This window comes from Amycolatopsis sp. lyj-109, from assembly GCF_046548995.1.
Taxonomy (GTDB): domain Bacteria; phylum Actinomycetota; class Actinomycetes; order Mycobacteriales; family Pseudonocardiaceae; genus Amycolatopsis.
Genome location: NZ_JAJPWR010000002.1, coordinates 243,873 through 260,055 on the forward strand (window position 1 = coordinate 243,873; position 16,183 = coordinate 260,055).

Below are 16,183 nucleotides of genomic sequence, written 5' to 3' on the forward strand. Positions count from 1 at the left end.
GTGGACCAGAGGGTGAAATGCCGGATGTCCGAACTCCGGCGGTTCTGTACGCACGGCACACCGGGTAGCGCTTCAATGGCTCCATGCACAGCGATGTGATTGCCACCGAGCACGCGGCACGGCTCGCGGCGGTGGATCCCCTCCTCCCCGGATCGACTCCCTTCGAAGCGGCGGAAGACGCGGTAGTACTGGAGGTCGCGACCGGCGGCTCAGCCGCGTCCGGGCTGGCCTCCCGCGTCCAGGTCGACCGCGACGCCCCGAACGCCCCGTGGCGCGCGCTGACCGAGCACCGGCTCGACGTCCAGCTGGCCGGCCCGCAGCCGGCGGCCGTCCTGGACGCCCTCCTCACCCGATGGGATGAACATCTGCGCGCGGTCGCCGAACGCGGCGACACGGAGACGGCGGCGATCGTGCCGCGCGCGAGCCGGGACGCCGCCGGAGCGCGCGAAATGCTGCACCACGGCTTCGCGCCACTGCGAGTGGTCGCGGTCCGCCCCGCGCAGCGGCTGATCCCGGCGACCCCGCTCGGGACGCCGGGGGTCAAGATCCGCAGGGCCGAGCCCGGCGACCTCGAGACCGCGGTGGAGCTCGGCATGGAGCTGCACTCCTACGACGCCCAGTACGGCACGGTGAACTGGCGCACCGGGGTCGAGGAGATCCTGGCCAAGGATCTGGCCGAGCAGCTGAAGCGGCCGGAGCCGCCGCTGTGGATCGCCCAGCTCTACGGCCGTCCGCTCGGCATGGTGAGCGTCCAGCACCCGGGCGAGACCGGCTGGATCAGCGGCCGGGTCGCGGCTTCCCGGGTGGGCTACCTGTCCTCACTGGCCGTGGCGGAGGCGGCGCGGTCGTCCGGCGTCGGCACCGCGCTGGCGACGCACGCCCACCACGTCCTCGACGAGGAAGGCGCCGACGTCGTCCTGCTGCACCACGCCGCGGCGAACCCGCTGTCGACGCCGTTCTGGTACGCCCAGGGGTACCGCCCCCTGTGGACGTACTGGCAGCGTCGACCGGCTGTTCGGTGAACTACTGGAGGATTACCGCCGGTCCCCGGGGCTTATAGGCTGACCTCGCCGCCAGCGAGGGGAGCCTGAAGTGACCGACCAGCGGGATTCCGCGCCGAGAGCGCCCGAGGGTGTCGACACCGAGAAGCCGTCCGCGGCCCGGATCTACGACTGGTACCTGGGCGGTACCCAGAACTGGGCCGTGGACCGCGAGTTCGGCCGGCGCATGGAGCAGCAGTGGCCGCTGGTGCGGCCGGGCTCGAAGCAGAACCGCGAGTTCATGAACCGCGCGGTCCGGGCGGCGCTGCGGGCCGGGATCCGGCAGTTCATCGACCTCGGCTCGGGGGTGCCGACGGCCGGGAACGTGCACGAGGTCGTCGAGGCGGAGCTGCCCGAGGACCACGACGCGAAGGTCGTCTACGTCGACTACGAGCCGGTCGCCGTCGCCCACGCGACGCTCATCCTCGAAGAGGGCATGGCGACCGACTGGGCCGGCATCGTCCAGGCCGACATGCGGAACGCGAAGTCGGTGCTGCGCGCCGAAGAGACGCGCCGCCTCATCGACTTCTCGCAGCCGGTCTGCCTGATCATGGCGGCGGTGCTGCACTTCGTCGGGCCCGACGACGACCCGGACGCGCTGCTGGCCGCGTACCGCGACGCCCTCGCGCCGGGCAGCTGGCTGGCGATTTCGCAGATGAGCGAAGGCGACGGCACCGGCGAGATGCTCGAAGGGCTGCGCTGGTTCGTCGAGCAGTACCGGAAGACGAGCAACCCGGTCTGGCTGCGCAACCGCGACGAAATCGAGCCGCTCTTCGGCGGCTGGCCGATCCTCGAACCGGGCATCGTGCACCTGCCGGACTGGCGGCCGGACCGGAAGATCAACGCCCTGGAGGCGGAGGCCCGCCCGTTCGCCTGGTGCGCCGTCGCGACCAAACCAGGCGCCTGACCTGCGGTTTCCCCGATCGCTGTGGGCGAACGCACCATCGGAAACAAACGCACCCATCGGAGAGTTGAGCTAAGCAGACTCAACTACACGAGGAGTGCACATGTCCGACACCCGCCTCCTGCCCGTGCTCCCGCTCGATGACGACGTCGTGCTGCCGGGCATGGTCGTCCCGCTCGACCTGACCGACGCCGAGACGCGAGCCGCGGTGGAGTCCGCCCAGGCCAAGACGCCTGCCCAGGCGTCCTTCCCCGGCATCCGCTCGTCCGCGGCCACCAAGGCAGAGGTCCTCATCGTCCCGCGCGTCCACGGCGAGTACGCCGAATTCGGCACCGTCGCCACGGTCGAGCGCATCGGCCGCGTGCCCGGCGGCAAGGCCGCCGTCCTGCTGCGCGGCACGGCCCGCGCGGTCGTCGGCCGGATCGCCGACGGTCCCGGCGCCGCCCGCTGGGTGCACGCCGAGGACACCACCGAGACCACCGACGACCGGACCGCGCAGCTCGCGGCCGAGTACAAGGCCGTCGTCATCTCGATCCTCCAGCAGCGCGGCGGCTGGCAGCTGATCGACGCCGTCCAGCAGGTCGAGGACGCCTCCGCGGTCGCCGACCTGTCCGGCAACGCGCCGTACCTCGACACCGACCAGAAGCTCACCCTGCTGTCCACAGTGGACGTCAGCGTCCGCCTGGAGAAGGCCCTCGAGTGGAGCAAGGAGTACCTGGCCGAACTCGAGGTGACCGACACGATCCGCAAGGACGTCACCGAGGGCATGGAGAAGCAGCAGAAGGAGTTCCTGCTGCGCCGCCAGCTCGAGGCCATCCGCAAGGAGCTCGGCGAGCTCGACGGCACCGCGCAGGACGACGACTACCGCGCCCGCGTCGAGGCCGCCGAACTGCCCGACGCCGTCAAGAAGGCCGCACTGGCCGAAGTGGACAAACTGGACCGCACGTCCGAGCAGTCCCCCGAGGGCGGCTGGATCCGCACCTGGCTGGACACCGTCCTGGAGCTGCCCTGGACCGAGCGCACCGAGGACGTCTACGACATCGCCGCGGCGCGGGCCATCCTGGACGCCGACCACGCCGGTCTGGACGACGTCAAGGAACGCATCATCGAGTACCTGGCCGTCCGGAAGCGCCGCGCGGAATCGGGTCTCGGCCCGGTCGGCGGACGGCGTTCCGGTGCGGTACTGGCCCTCGCGGGCCCTCCCGGGGTCGGCAAGACGTCGCTGGGTGAGTCCGTCGCGAAGGCGATGGGCCGCAAGTTCGTCCGGGTGGCGCTGGGCGGCATCCGCGACGAGGCGGAGATCCGCGGCCACCGCCGCACGTACGTCGGCGCGCTGCCCGGCCGGATCGTCCGCGCCATCAAGGAAGCCGGCTCGATGAACCCGGTGGTGCTGCTCGACGAGATCGACAAGGTCGGCGCCGACTACCGCGGCGACCCGACCGCGGCGCTGCTCGAAGTGCTGGACCCGGAGCAGAACCACACGTTCCGCGACCACTACCTCGAGGTCGAGCTGGACCTGTCCGACGTCGTGTTCCTGGCCACGGCCAACGCACTGGAGACCATCCCCGGCCCGCTGCTGGACCGCATGGAGCTCGTCACGCTGGACGGCTACACCGAGCACGAGAAGGTCACCATCGCCCGCGACCACCTGCTCCCCCGCGAGCTGGAGCGCGCCGGCCTGAGCGCCTCGGACGTCGTCCTGACGGACGCCGCGTTCAGCCGGATCGCCGCCGAGTACACCCGCGAGGCGGGCGTGCGCGACGTGAACCGGACGATCGCGAAGGTGCTGCGGAAAATCGCGACCAAGGTGGCGCTGGACGAGGTTTCCCTGCCGCTTTCCATCGACGCCCCCGACCTTCCGGATTACCTGGGCCGGCCGCGGCACATCCCGGAGTCGTCCCTCCCGGCGTCGACCCAGCGCACGGCAACGCCGGGCGTGGCAACGGGCCTGGCGGTGACCGGTGCCGGTGGTGACGTCCTCTACATCGAGGCGTCGCTGGCGGACCAGGAGTCCGGCGCGTCCGGCCTGCAGCTGACCGGCCAGCTCGGCGACGTGATGAAGGAGTCGGTGCAGATCGCGCTGTCGTACCTGCGGTCGCACGGCGCGGAGCTGGAGCTGCCGGTGGGCGACCTGCGCAACCGCGGCATCCACGTCCACGTCCCGGCGGGCGCGGTCCCGAAGGACGGCCCGTCGGCCGGCGTCACGATGACGACGGCGCTGGCGTCGCTGCTCTCGGGCCGCGTGGTCCGCGCGGACGTGGCGATGACGGGCGAGGTGTCCCTGACGGGCCGCGTCCTCCCGATCGGCGGCGTCAAGCAGAAGCTGCTGGCCGCGCACCGGGCGGGGATGAAGACGGTGATCATCCCGCAGCGCAACGAGCCGGACCTCGACGACGTCCCGGCCGAGGTGCTGAGCCAGCTGGACGTCCACGCGGTGGCGAACGTCCGCGAGGTCCTGGACCTCGCCCTGACCCCGGCTTCGACGCCGGTTTCCCAGGCGGCGTAACCCCGAGCGCCGCCGCCCCCGGACGGCCGGTTTCCCCTTCCCGCGGGGAAACCGGCCGCCCGCGTGTGGATTCACGCCTGGTCGTCGTCGATGAGTTCGGTGTCCGCGAGAGTGGTCCGGACGGTGAGCTCGCCGTGGCGTCCGTTGAACGCGCGCAGGGTCACCGTCGGCTCGTCGTCGGTGCTGATCGAGGTCGGCGGCGGACCGGACATCGCCTGCGTCGGGACGTCGATCGGGATAACCGCCGATTCCAGCTCGGTCGACCCCAGGCGCGCCGCGGCCGGCCGGCCGGGCCGGACCGCGGTGGCCCCCACGACGAGATCCGACTGCCCCGAAAGAACGATCTCGCGGGAGACGGCCTTAACCGCCTGTTTCAGCCCCGCCGCGGGGCGGACGCCGGCCTTCCCGACCACTCGCGCGGCCGGGTCCACCGACAGCAGGGTGTGCACGAGCGCCGCCACCTCCCCGGGGATGTCGGGCAGCAGCCGGTCCAGCGGGACGAAGGTGGCCGTCTCCGCCTGGATCCGGCGCGCGAGCTCCCGCGCGTCGGCGGCCTTCCCCGCCTCCTCGTGCGGAGCCTGCCCGGTCAGCAGGTAGTACCAGGTCGCGCCGATCGAATACAGGTCGGCCAGTTCGGGGTCGTCCTTGGCACCCAGCAGGGCTTCCGGAGCCGTGTAGTACTGCGTGCCCCCGCCGATCCGGCCGGACTCGTCCTTGTCCAGCGCGGTGAACACGCGGGCGAAACCCCAGTCGACGAGCACCAGCAACGGGCCGTCCAGCACGGCGTTGGTCGGCTTGATGTCCCCGTGACTGACGTTGTTGCTGTGGGCGTACTCCAGCGCGTCGGCGAGCTGGCCGATGTACTCGGCCGTCCGCCCGAGGGTGTAGCCGGCCCGCCCGCGCGCGGTGCCGTCGGCGATCCAGTTGACCAGGCTTCCCGGCTTGTACAGCGGCGAGGCCGTCCACAGCCACTGACGGTCGACTCCGGAGTTGAGGATTTCGCCGATGTTGCTGTGCTGGAGCCGCCGGGCGGCTTCGACCTCGCGCTGCCACATCTTGCGCTTCGAGGACTTGAACAGCCGTCGCTTGGTCCCGGCCTCGTCGCGGACCGCCTTGATGGCGACCTCGCGGTCGGTGTCGACCTCCAGGCCGCGAAGCATCCGGCCGAACCCGCCGGTGTCGGCGCTGTTCAGGGGTTCGATCGCCTGGTACTGGCCACCGAAGACGCAGCCGAGCAGTTCGCGGTCCTCCATGTCCCAGTTGTGGGGGATCTTCACGGTGTCGTAGGGCAGCGGCTCGTCGTCACCGGGTTCGTCCGCTTCGCCGGGTTCGGGTTCGGCCGGCTCGGAAGCCTGGGTCGACGCCACTTCGTCCGGCTCTTCGTCGACCGGTTCCCGAGCCAGCCTCGCCAGCTCCCGCTCGAGGCGGAGGCGCTGGCGTTCCTCTTCGATCTTGCGCGTCGTCTGCGCCTGCAGCTTGGCGACGTCGCACTCCAGATCGGCGTCCAGGGTCACGCGGTCGAGCCGCGCCTGCTGCTGCTTCGTGTGCTCCTCACCACGGAACTCGAGCTCCTTGACGTGGCGATTGCGGGCGTGCACCACCGTGCTGTCGTACCGCGTCCGGCCCCGGCCGATCTTGATGAAGAGCGGCACGAGGTCGAGGAGAATGAAGAAGATCGTCAACAGGATGTGGAAGCCCAGCGCCCGGCCGTCCGAGAAGACGAACTTCAGCAACGCGTGCCACCGGGCGGCAAGGCCCTTCTCGGCTTTGGCGAGATCGTCCGCCTTGTCCAGGTCGGACTGGATCGCGTTGCCGAGGTCCCGGATCTGGGCGTCAAGTTTCGGCGCCTCGTTGTCGTGCGCAGTGGTGGCCCGGGTGAGCTCCCCCTGCGCCTTGGCTGCGTCCGCATCCCGCTGCCGGGTCAGCCCGCCGTCACCTCCGCGGCCGCTGATCTGGCCGTTCTTGGCCAGATCCGGCGGGCAGCCCGCCGGCTGGCGTTCGCAGACGGCCACCAAGCCGGCCTGCTTGGCCGCGGTGGTCGCGCTCGCGAGATCGGTGTCGAGCCTCGCCCGCGCGGCGCGGAGGTCCTGCAGCTGCTTCGCCCGGTCGGTCGGCTTTCCGCCGGCGCCGACGATCAGCGTTCGCGACTCGTCGATCTGCGCGGCGATGCTGTCGTTCATCGTGCGGTTGATGTCGTCCTCGAAGATCGCCAGCGCGCCCATCTCCGAGATCATGAACCCGAGCAGGCCGGCACAGATCGCGCGGGCTAGATAACTGCGGCGCGCCGCAGTCCGGCGGGCCGGATCGAACACGACCGCGCAGATCGCCCGGTCGAAGCCGATCACGAACAGGCCCCAGACAGCGGTGTACGGGGCGGCCGCGCCGAAGTCCGGTGCGATTTCCATGCCCACCGCGGCCAGGGTGGCGAGCCCCCAGGCGATGAAGCCGTTGAGCAGGACGAAGAAACCTGACACTTGGTAGGAGGAGCGCTCGTGCCGGTCGTCGAGCGCCCGCCAGGAGGCACCACCCAGCCACGCGAAGCCGTTGCCCAGCATCCACGTCGGCCAGAGGGGCCACGGTGGTCGCCGGGTGGCGAGAACGTCCGGAGGTGTTCCCTGCGCCGGAGACGTCATGACTGTTCTCCTCGTTCCGTTTCGGCGGCCCGGCTGGCGGGGATGAGCCCCTCGAGCGAGCCCGGCCGCCAGGGGTGGGCCCGCTGCACGGAGGCGTACGTGATGGATTCGGATTCGATGAGCAGCTGGAGCAGGGCCGGGTCCACGCCCCGCTGCCCGCGGTCCTGCCAGGGGAATTCCGGGTCGGCGTCCGCCGTGGTCGCGAGCCGCTTGTAAGCCATGCGGTGGGCGTCTCCGGTCGGGAGCTCCACCCAGCCGCGGATCCGGCTGGCCCCCGCGGGCGGCGGCCAGCGGACGGCGTCGATGAGGGCGGCCACGATCGCGTCCTGCTGGGGCGGGGTCACGTCGATCACGTTGGGCACCGCCCGCTCGGTAGCCTGACCGCCCTGCCCGGCGGCCGGGCACTCCCGGTCTCCGGCCGAGACGTCGGCTGTGAGCGTGATCACCCAGTCGTCGGGCCGGTCCGCCAGCCGGAAGGCGATCAGGCCGTCCCGCGCTTCCCACGCTTGGCCGCTCGCCACGCGCCGCCAGTCCCATTCCCCCCCAGTAGCGGATCCGCCCCGGATTCCGGACGCCTTCGAGCACCGCCAGCCGGGTACCTCGGCCGGTGTTGTGGACGAGCAGGTGACGGCGAGAAATCCACGGTTTGGCCGCGGGAATGCCGAGGTGATGCCGGCCCGTTCCAGTTCGTTCGACGGCCAGGTTTTCTCCACGCCCGACGAGCACGGCCTCGCCACGCCGGATACGAACGGCGATGACGCACACATCGGCACGCCAGACCGTCAGAACGCACTCCTCCCGGCTGGGGACAAAAAGACGGCCGGGATCGGTGGTGGCGGCCGACCTACTCATCGGCGATCATCTCCAGCCTCAACCGGAGTTTCCGGCCGAGCCCGAGGATGTCGCCGGCCCGCAGAATTCCGGCTTCCGTCTTGCGTGAATTGATGGACATACCGTTCGCGCTGGCGAGATCCTCGACGAGGAAGCAGTCACTACCGGTTCGTGGCTGTATCCGCGCGTGCCGGCGCGACACCGTGGGCGCCTCGACGACCACTTCGCAGTTCTCGACGTCACGGCCGATGACGCCACCGCCGGCCGGGATGGCCACGGATTCCCCGCTCCGGCCGATGACGATCAGCCTCGCGGACCGGCCCCCGGCGGATGGGCACACCGTGGCGCGGTCGTCGTCGAGCAGTTTGGTGCGAGCCGGTCCGGTGGTGAGCGTGATCCGGGGATTGCCCCGGACCGCGGAGGGATCCGGGTGACATTCTCGGATCCGGACGGCAACCTGCGGATCGCGGCCACGGCGGCGCAAGATATCCGGCAGCACGAGGTTGAGTTCCCGCTCGTCCTCGCCGAGGTTGACGCCGAGCAGGCCGTGATCGTCCGGGTTGATCTCGACGACCAGCCACAGCACGCCGGGCGCCCGGGTCTCGACGAACCCGGCCACGGAGTCTCCGATGCGGCGCAGCAGGCACTGGCGTTGCTCGACGAATTCGCGGTCCTCGCGCGCGGCCGCGGCACGAAGCCACTTCAGGGCGTCGCGCACCATCCGCCGAAACTTTCCCGGCCCGCGATAACCGCCCTGCTTCTTCCACCACGCGACAGCGCCCACGACAGCGACGATCACAATGATCAGCATCAACAACGGAAACCTCGCAGGTTAAGTCGACTCCGCGGACGAGCATTTCGAACAACGACGGACGGCGGCAAGTCGCCGGCGCGATTCGTTCGTTTCCGAACGCGACAGTCTCCCGAGGACCACACTGTGCACGAGACCAGTAGTCGTTCGACAGCCCGATGTTGTTTCACAAGGGACCCGGCCGACAAAAAGCAACCAACGACACCAGGGCCGAGTTACCGGATGACTATTATTTCCGACAACCCAATCGAGTGAATTCAGACAACAATCGACCACTTACACAGGCATTCATCGGGCCGGCACCAGACACAAGCTTCCTCCCAAGGTGACCACACCCGGGGGACCAGGGCGAAGCCCCCTGGGGGAGGGCTCGCCCGTCAAAGGGCACAACGGAAGAGAGCCTTGTCCGCGCTTTCCGCGGACAAGGCTCTCACGATCGAACGTGGCGGGTGAGGGATTCGAACCCCCGTAGGCAATGCCAACTGGTTTACAGCCAGTCCCCTTTGGCCACTCGGGTAACCCGCCAAGACCGGTCGCACCGGCCGGGGGAAAGCTTACCCAACCCCTCCCGGCAGGGGTCAACCGGGATACCTGTCCACCAGTAGGGGCTAGGCTGGGTGGCCCCTGACAAGCGAGTACGAGGTGTGAGGACACGTGGCGGATCCCTCTTTCGACGTCGTGAGCAAGGTCGACCGCCAGGAGGTGGACAACGCGCTCAACCAGGCGAGCAAGGAGCTGGGCACGCGGTTCGACTTCCGCGGCACCGGCACGACGATCAACTGGGCCGGCGAGGAGGCGCTCACGATCGAGTCCGAGACCGAGGAGCGTGCGCTGGCCGCGGTCGAGGTGTTCAAGGAGAAGCTGATCAAGCGCAGCATCTCCCTGAAGGCCTTCGAAGCCGACGAGCCGGCGCTGTCGGGCAAGATCTACAAGATCTCCGGCAAGATTCTCCAGGGCATCGCGTCGGACAAGGCGAAGCAGATCGCCAAGTTCATCCGCGACGAAGGCCCCAAGGGCGTCCAGGCCCAGATCCAGGGCGACCAGCTGCGGGTGTCCGGCAAGAAGAAGGACCAGCTGCAGGACGTGATCGCCTTGCTGAAGGGCAAGGACTTCGAGATCGCGTTGCAGTTCACCAACTACCGGTGACGCCGCCGCGGGCACCCGGTCACCGGGTGCCCGCTCAGGACGGCGTCAGCGTCCAGCTCGCGTCGTAGCCCTCCACCTGCAGGTACGCCGGCCCTTGCACGTCCCGCTCCACCTGCAGGTCGCCGATCTGGTTCAAGATCAGGTCGTGGTCCTCGGCAGACATCACCCACAGCGCGACGTGGCCGCGCGTCTTGGCCGTGAACCGGATGCGCGCCACCCCCGCGGGCAGCCTCAGAACCGCCTCACCCTTGCCCGACGCCTCCTTGCCGGCCTCCGCCGTCGGGACGCTTCGGTGGTCCGAAATCGTCGCCGTCCAGGGGGCGTCGGCGTGGACCGTCACCCGCTTGACCGGGCGGTCGGGTTCCGTGTTCATCCACTTGGTGCCCTTGTACGCGCCGATCGCGTTGACCAGGCCGTGCTCGCCGCCGTCGGTGTCGATGATCACGTTGGACGTGCACTTCGGACATTCGAACGTGAAGAAGCCCACCTGGTCCGCCGGCCAGGTCGTCTGGAACTCGCCGCTCTCCGTGCCCGTGTGGGTCTCGGTCGGCACGTCACGCGGGGCCGCCGGTGCCGTCGGAGACGGAGGAGCAACAGCCGAAGCGGGCGCTGATTCCGCGACGATCTCGCCGTAGCCGGTCGCCGGTGCGCAGGCCGATGCCAGGACCAAGAGCAGCAGCAAGCCGCCCAGCCGGATCTTCATCATTTCCCCCTCGGGGCCACCGCGACCCCTCCCGTGATCTTTCGGCACCCGGAGCCGGAGCGTTACCCGAACGCGTGACTGTGCCCCGTGCCCGCCGCCTGCCCGTGTTGTAATCGCGCGGTCACCGTGCGGAGGGGGTCGAGTTGCGTCGTTCACTGGTCTTCGTGCTGACGCTCGCGGCCGTCGCCTCGCTGCTGACACCGGCGAGCGCGGCCGCGCGCAAGCAGCTCATCCCCGGGTTCGGCGCCTACGCGCGCCTGATCCGCCTCGAGCACCCCAGCGTCGGCCACGGCCGCATCATCGCCACTTTGACCAGCGAAGACGCCGACGGCAAGTTCACGCCCGTCCTGGAGAGCACCGACGAAGGCGAGTCGTTCCACGAAATCGGCGCGATCCGCGACCCCGACGGCCGGTCCGGCATGTGCTGCGGCACCGTCTACGAGCTGCCGGAACGCGTCGGCAAGCTCCGCGCGGGCACGCTGCTGTGGGCCGCCTCCTACCGGCAGGACGCCGGGCCGCGGCGCCGCATCGGGATCCGCGTCTGGGCCAGCAAGGACGGCGGCCGCACGTGGAGCTTCCTGTCCGAGGCCGCGCGGTCGCACAACATCGACGGCATCTGGGAGCCCGAGTTCACCGTCGACGCCGGCGGCACGCTCTGGCTGCACTTCGCCGACGAGACGCAGGCGCCGAAGTACGCGCAGGTGCTCAACCGGGTCGCCTCGACCGACGGGGTGAACTGGGGCACCAAGCAGCTCACCATGGCGATCCCGCCCGACCGCGTCCGGCCGGGCATGCCGATCATCCGGCGGCTGCCCGACGGCCGCTACTACTTCGCCTACGAGATCTGCAACTTCCGCGACCGCTACTGCGACCCGTACTTCAAGATTTCGGCCGACGGCGCCAACTGGGGCGACCCCGACGACCCCGGCACCCGCGTCGACACCCCCACCGGCAACTACTTCCAGCATGCGCAAACCATCACCCTGTTCCCCGGTGGCCCGAACGGTGTGCGGATCGTCATGGTCGGGCAGATCTACACCAACGCGAAGGGTGTACCGCAGCCGCAGAACGGGCAGATCCTGCTCGCGAACGACGACTTCGGCAGCGGCCACTGGTACGAACTGCCTGCTCCCGTGCACATCACCGGTATCAGGAACAACTTCTGCCCCAACTACTCCTCGACGCTGCTGCCCGTCGACGACGGCCGGAACGTGCTGGAGATCGCCACCGAGGACAACGCCGGCTGCAAGGCCTACTTCGGCAAAGGATCCGCCTTCTAGCGACGGCCCGTAGGGTGGGCGGCGTCGCGACCACGGGAAAGGGAGGCAGTCCATGAAGGGGATCGTGCTGGCCGGAGGCAGCGGGACGCGTCTGCACCCGATCACCCAGGCGGTGTCCAAGCAGCTGCTGCCGGTCTACGACAAGCCGATGGTCTACTACCCGATCTCGGTGCTGATGCTGGCCGGGATCCGCGAGATCCTCGTCATCTCCACCCCCACCGACCTGCCGATGTTCCGCCGGCTGCTGGGCAACGGCGACCAGTTCGGCCTCTCGTTCACCTACGCCGAGCAGGCGAGCCCGAACGGCCTGGCCGAGGCCTTCGTGATCGGCGCGGACTTCATCGGCGACGACGACGTGGCGCTCGTCCTCGGCGACAACATCTTCTACGGCCAGGGCTTCTCCGGCCGCCTGCAGCAGGCCGTGCGTGAGCTCGACGGCTGCGTCCTGTTCGGCTACCCGGTGAAGGATCCCGAGCGCTACGGCGTCGGCGAGGTCGACGACACGGGCAAGCTGATCACCATCGAGGAGAAGCCGCTGAAGCCGCGCTCCAACAAGGCGATCACCGGCCTCTACTTCTACGACAACGAGGTCGTCGACATCGCCGGCGCGCTGAAGCCGTCGCCGCGCGGCGAGCTCGAGATCACCGACGTCAACCTGACCTACCTGCGCCAGGATCGCGCCACGCTGGTCGAGCTCAGCCGCGGCTTCGCCTGGCTCGACACCGGCACGCACGACTCGCTGCTCGAAGCCGGCCAGTTCGTGCAGGTGCTGGAGCACCGCACCGGCGTCCGCATCGCCTGTCTCGAGGAGATCGCGCTGCGCATGGGCTTCATCGACGCCGACGAGTGCTACGCGCTGGGCGAGAAGCTGGCGAAGTCCGGCTACGGCGACTACGTGAAGGCGGTCGCCGTGGCGGCGGGAGCTTCGACCTAGAACCGGCGCCGCGCCATCTCCTCCAGCCGGGCGATCCGATCCGAGATCGGCGGGTGGGTCGAGAACAGCTTGCTCAGGCCCTCGCCGGGGCGGAACGGGTTCGCGATCATCAGGTGCGACTGCGACACCAGCTGCGGCTCGGCGACCAGCGGCCGCGCCCGCGTCCCGGCTTCCAGCTTCCGCAGTGCCGACGCCAGGCCGAGCGGGTCGCCGGTCAGCTCGGCGCCGGACGCGTCGGCCTGGTACTCCCGCGACCGGCTCACGGCCATCCGGATGATGGCCGCCGCGATCGGCCCGACGAAGATCAGCAGCAGGCTGAGCAGGGGGTTCCCGTCGCGGTTGTTGCTGCCGAAGAACAGCGCGATGTTCGCGAGCACGCTGATCACGCTGGCCAGCGCGCCGGCCACGCACGAGATCAGGATGTCGCGGTTGTAGACGTGCGACAGCTCGTGCCCGAGCACGGCCCGCAGCTCGCGCTCGTCGAGCAGGTCGAGGATGCCGGTGGTGCAGCAGACCGCCGCGTGCCGGGGGTTGCGGCCGGTCGCGAACGCGTTGGGCGCGACCGTCGGGCTGATGTACAGCTGCGGCATCGGTTGCCGGGCGATCTGCGCGAGCTCGCGCACGATCCGGTACATCGCGGGCTGCTCGACCTCGGACACCGGCCGCGCCCGCATCGCCCGCAGCGCCAGCTTGTCGGAGTTGAAGTAGGCGAACGCGTTCATCCCGAGGGCGACGATCAGCCCGATGACCAGCGCACCCCGGCCGAAGAGCCCGCTGAGCGCGATGATGATCGCCGACAGCAGGCCGAGCAGCAATGCCGTCTTGAGTCCGTTCTGGTGCCCGTGCACGCGCGCTCGCCTCCATCCGTCGTCCCAAGTGGGTTTACCCAGTGGAAACAACGCGATCGGGGGACGCGAAGTTCCTTCACGTGGGGATGGCGCGGGTTACGCTCGGGCCGTGAGTTGATCAGGAGCGGAGGTGCGAATGCGAGCTGGGCGACTACCCCGGCGGACCCTGTTCGCCCTGGTCGCGTCGGGTACCGGCGCCCTCATCCTGCCCGGGACGGCCCGCGCGGAGGACGTCCGGTCGCTCGATCTCGGCGGGGCCCCGGCCGGGGTCGCCGTGAACCCGGTCACCGGTCTCGCGTACGTCACCGACGCCCAGGCCGGGACGGTCTCCGTGGTGGATCCGCGCAGCGCGTCGGTCGTCGACCTGATCCACGTCGGCGGCGAACCCGGCGACGTCGTGGCCGACCCGAGGTCCGGCCGGATCTACGTCGCGAACCCGCCGGCGGGCACGGTGGTGGTGCTGGACGGCCGGACCCACGACCTGGTGAGCGTGGTCGGCGCGGGCGCCGGTGCCTCGGCGTTGGCGGTCGACGAGCAGGCCAACCGCGTCTACGCGGCCAGCGGCACGACGGGAACGCTCGCCGTGCTCGACGGCGTGAGCTGCACCCTCGCGGCGCTCGTACCGGGCCCGCGGCCGGCGTTCGCCGGGATCGGCGTCGACCCCGGCCGCAAGCTGGCCTACTGCGCGAGCACCGCCACCGATTCGCTGGAGGTCTTCTCGATCGACAGCGGGAAGTTCGTCGCCTCGGTGAAGGTCGGGCGCAACCCGACCGGCGTCGCGGTGCACCACGCGAGCGGCACGGTCTACGTCGCGAACTCCGGCATCCACCACATGTCCATTGTGGACGCCGCGACGCGCACCGAGCGCAAGACCGTGTTGCTGCGCAGCGAATCCTCCGCGCTGGCCGTGCACCAGGGCACGAACACGGTGTACAGCAACGGCGGCCAGAACGGGCTCGCCCGCGTCGACGGCACGGCGGGCGCGCTCAGCGGCGAGCTGTCGCTGGGCGTGAACCCCGGCGACATCGCCGTCGACCAGCGGGGGCGCACCGTGTGGGTCACCGATCCCCTGCACGGCCGGGTCTTCCTGATCCGCGATTTCTGACCCCCGCGGCTGGGGCGACTCCAGGTATACGGTCGGAAAGCATGAAACTCGGACTGCAGATCCCGGACTTCACCTGGCCGAACGGGGCGGCCGCGCTGGGCGCCGACCTGGCCGCGGTCGTCCGTGCGGGCGACCAGGCAGGCTTCGACTCCATCGCCGTGATGGACCACTTCTTCCAGATCGGCGGGGTCGGCCCCGTCGAAAACGACATGCTCGAGGCGTACACGACCCTCGGGTTCATCGCGGCGCACACCGAGCGCGCCAAGCTGCTCACCGTCGTCACCGGGGTCCTCTACCGGCACCCCGGCCTGCTGGCCAAGGCGATCACGACGCTGGACGTGCTCTCCGGCGGCCGCGCGGTCCTCGGCATCGGCGCGGGCTGGAACGAGGAGGAGTCCCGCGGGCTCGGCTTCCCGTTCCCCTCCGTGGCCGAGCGGTTCGAGCTGCTGGAGGAGAACCTCCAGTACGTGCTGCAGATGTGGGCCGACGGCGACGCGCCGTTCAAGAGCAAGCACTTCGACGCCGAACGGCTGCTGAACGTGCCCCAGGCGCTGCAGAAGCCGCGTCCGCTGATCATGATCGGGGGCGGCGGCGAGAAGAAGACGCTGAAGCTCGTCGCGAAGTACGCCGACGCCTGCAACCTCTTCAACGGGCCGGAGCTGGAGCGCAAGCTCGACGTGCTGCGGCAGCACTGCGAGAACGAAGGCCGCGACTACGACTCGATCGTCAAGACCGTCTACCACATCCTCGACGTCGGCGAGAACGGTGAGAAGTCCGGCGAGCTGCTGGCCGAGCTGGAGCGGCTGAACGACCTGGGCATCCAGGTGGCCCTGGGCATGGTCCCGCACGTCCACAACCCGGCGATCCTGGAGAAGTTCGCCACCGACGTCATCCCGGCGGCCGAGAAGTTCTGACCCCACGCTACCAAGTTCGTGAAGGCCACCTTGAGGAACTTGTAGTTCGTCAAGGTGGCCTTCACGGCTTTCAGCCGTCTTTGGCGACGACCCGGGTGAGGGCCGCGATGCCGATCCCGGCCACCGCGACCACGAGGCCGGCGACCAGCCAGCCCACCAGCGCGAGCACCACGCCGGTGCCCGCGAAGAGGACGAATTCCAGCAGGAACCGGGCCGGTTCCGGGAGGCGGCGGCGGGCCCGCGGCGCGACGAACAGGCCCCAGAGCGCGGCGGCCGCCACCGGCAGCAGGACCGCGTCCACGACCGCCAGCGCGACCCCGCTGCCGAGCTGAGTGCCCGCGAGGGCCAGACCGCCCAGGAGCGCCAGCTCGGTCAGGAAGCGGACCGTCAGCACCACGCCCGCGAACCCGCTCAGGCGGGGAGTCGGCTGGGGAGTCATCCGGCCAGCCTAGGAGCAGGTCCACTGTGGACGTTACGGGTCCGGCCGAGTACGGTTGGTGATTCCCGCCACAGTTGGGCCATTCAGGT

At 69.9% G+C, this 16,183-nt stretch carries 14 protein-coding genes and 1 tRNA gene; 8 read left to right on the plus strand and 7 right to left on the minus strand.

Annotated features, from left to right (window positions below; all coding sequences use genetic code 11):
* Positions 1–83 precede the first annotated feature (83 nt).
* The 3 genes from ACLJQF_RS04865 to lon all read left to right on the plus strand — a co-directional run bounded on the left by ACLJQF_RS04865 (position 84) and on the right by lon (position 4,450).
* On the plus strand, positions 84–1,022 hold the full coding sequence (locus ACLJQF_RS04865) for a GNAT family N-acetyltransferase (RefSeq protein ID WP_410606987.1): 939 nt from the start codon (positions 84–86) through the stop codon (positions 1,020–1,022).
* 70 nt (positions 1,023–1,092) lie between these two features.
* Positions 1,093–1,947: an SAM-dependent methyltransferase gene (locus ACLJQF_RS04870; RefSeq protein ID WP_410606988.1), complete on the plus strand. Its 855-nt coding sequence runs from the start codon at positions 1,093–1,095 to the stop codon at positions 1,945–1,947.
* A gap of 100 nt (positions 1,948–2,047) precedes the next feature.
* Positions 2,048–4,450 carry an endopeptidase La gene (lon, locus tag ACLJQF_RS04875; protein ID WP_410606989.1) on the plus strand — a complete coding sequence of 801 codons (2,403 nt, stop codon included), beginning with the start codon at positions 2,048–2,050 and terminating at the stop codon, positions 4,448–4,450.
* A gap of 71 nt (positions 4,451–4,521) precedes the next feature.
* On the opposite strand, the gene ACLJQF_RS04880 is transcribed toward lon, so the two are convergent.
* The 4 genes from ACLJQF_RS04880 to ACLJQF_RS04895 form a co-directional block, all read right to left on the minus strand.
* Positions 4,522–7,083: a DUF4407 domain-containing protein gene (locus tag ACLJQF_RS04880; RefSeq protein WP_410606990.1), complete on the minus strand. Its 2,562-nt coding sequence runs from the start codon at positions 7,081–7,083 to the stop codon at positions 4,522–4,524.
* Entirely contained in the window at positions 7,080–7,604 is a 525-nt protein-coding gene (locus ACLJQF_RS04885; protein ID WP_410606991.1) for a hypothetical protein, read from the minus strand. Before ACLJQF_RS04885 ends, ACLJQF_RS04880 begins: the two co-directional genes overlap by 4 nt.
* Positions 7,605–7,927: 323 nt before the next feature.
* Positions 7,928–8,725, minus strand: a complete 798-nt coding sequence (locus ACLJQF_RS04890; RefSeq protein ID WP_410607448.1) for an FHA domain-containing protein — start codon at positions 8,723–8,725, stop codon at positions 7,928–7,930.
* Between the two features lie 443 nt (positions 8,726–9,168).
* A tRNA-Tyr gene (locus ACLJQF_RS04895) sits at positions 9,169–9,250 on the minus strand.
* 129 nt (positions 9,251–9,379) lie between these two features.
* Between ACLJQF_RS04895 and ACLJQF_RS04900 the strand changes: the two genes are divergently transcribed.
* Positions 9,380–9,871, plus strand: coding sequence for a YajQ family cyclic di-GMP-binding protein (locus ACLJQF_RS04900; protein ID WP_410606992.1), 492 nt, complete (start codon positions 9,380–9,382; stop codon positions 9,869–9,871).
* 34 nt (positions 9,872–9,905) lie between these two features.
* Here the strand turns inward: ACLJQF_RS04900 and ACLJQF_RS04905 are convergent, their stop codons facing one another.
* The gene (locus ACLJQF_RS04905; RefSeq protein ID WP_410606993.1) at positions 9,906–10,574 is read right to left on the minus strand and encodes a hypothetical protein; all 669 of its coding nucleotides are present in this window, start codon (positions 10,572–10,574) and stop codon (positions 9,906–9,908) included.
* Positions 10,575–10,717: 143 nt separating this feature from the next.
* Between ACLJQF_RS04905 and ACLJQF_RS04910 the strand changes: the two genes are divergently transcribed.
* Both ACLJQF_RS04910 and rfbA read left to right on the plus strand, forming a co-directional pair.
* Positions 10,718–11,854 carry a sialidase family protein gene (locus tag ACLJQF_RS04910; RefSeq protein WP_410606994.1) on the plus strand — a complete coding sequence of 379 codons (1,137 nt, stop codon included), beginning with the start codon at positions 10,718–10,720 and terminating at the stop codon, positions 11,852–11,854.
* A gap of 52 nt (positions 11,855–11,906) precedes the next feature.
* Positions 11,907–12,788 (plus strand): glucose-1-phosphate thymidylyltransferase RfbA, encoded by an 882-nt coding sequence (rfbA, locus tag ACLJQF_RS04915; protein WP_410606995.1) that lies wholly within the window; start codon positions 11,907–11,909, stop codon positions 12,786–12,788.
* Here rfbA and htpX read toward each other — a convergent pair.
* Positions 12,785–13,636, minus strand: coding sequence for a zinc metalloprotease HtpX (htpX, locus tag ACLJQF_RS04920; protein ID WP_410606996.1), 852 nt, complete (start codon positions 13,634–13,636; stop codon positions 12,785–12,787). The two genes, rfbA and htpX, sit on opposite strands and share 4 nt — an antisense overlap.
* A gap of 136 nt (positions 13,637–13,772) precedes the next feature.
* On the opposite strand from htpX, the gene ACLJQF_RS04925 reads away from it, so the two are divergent.
* Both ACLJQF_RS04925 and ACLJQF_RS04930 read left to right on the plus strand, forming a co-directional pair.
* Complete coding sequence (locus tag ACLJQF_RS04925) at positions 13,773–14,741, plus strand: YncE family protein (protein ID WP_410606997.1); 969 nt, start codon at positions 13,773–13,775, stop codon at positions 14,739–14,741.
* A 41-nt stretch (positions 14,742–14,782) separates the two neighbouring features.
* Positions 14,783–15,655: an LLM class F420-dependent oxidoreductase gene (locus ACLJQF_RS04930; protein WP_410606998.1), complete on the plus strand. Its 873-nt coding sequence runs from the start codon at positions 14,783–14,785 to the stop codon at positions 15,653–15,655.
* A 70-nt stretch (positions 15,656–15,725) separates the two neighbouring features.
* Here ACLJQF_RS04930 and ACLJQF_RS04935 read toward each other — a convergent pair whose 3' ends face one another.
* Entirely contained in the window at positions 15,726–16,094 is a 369-nt protein-coding gene (locus ACLJQF_RS04935) for a YrdB family protein (protein ID WP_410606999.1), read from the minus strand.
* Positions 16,095–16,183 lie beyond the last annotated feature (89 nt).

What these genes read in the sequence shown, in the direction of transcription:
- ACLJQF_RS04865 (WP_410606987.1), top strand. Translation starts at nt 84, where the DNA reads ATGCACAGCGATGTGATTGCCACCGAGCACGCGGCACGGCTCGCGGCG.
- lon (WP_410606989.1), top strand. Translation starts at nt 2,048, where the DNA reads ATGTCCGACACCCGCCTCCTGCCCGTGCTCCCGCTCGATGACGACGTC.
- ACLJQF_RS04880 (WP_410606990.1), bottom strand. Translation starts at nt 7,083, where the DNA reads ATGACGTCTCCGGCGCAGGGAACACCTCCGGACGTTCTCGCCACCCGG.
- ACLJQF_RS04890 (WP_410607448.1), bottom strand. Translation starts at nt 8,725, where the DNA reads ATGCTGATCATTGTGATCGTCGCTGTCGTGGGCGCTGTCGCGTGGTGG.
- ACLJQF_RS04905 (WP_410606993.1), bottom strand. Translation starts at nt 10,574, where the DNA reads ATGAAGATCCGGCTGGGCGGCTTGCTGCTGCTCTTGGTCCTGGCATCG.
- rfbA (WP_410606995.1), top strand. Translation starts at nt 11,907, where the DNA reads ATGAAGGGGATCGTGCTGGCCGGAGGCAGCGGGACGCGTCTGCACCCG.
- ACLJQF_RS04925 (WP_410606997.1), top strand. Translation starts at nt 13,773, where the DNA reads ATGCGAGCTGGGCGACTACCCCGGCGGACCCTGTTCGCCCTGGTCGCG.
- ACLJQF_RS04930 (WP_410606998.1), top strand. Translation starts at nt 14,783, where the DNA reads ATGAAACTCGGACTGCAGATCCCGGACTTCACCTGGCCGAACGGGGCG.
- ACLJQF_RS04935 (WP_410606999.1), bottom strand. Translation starts at nt 16,094, where the DNA reads ATGACTCCCCAGCCGACTCCCCGCCTGAGCGGGTTCGCGGGCGTGGTG.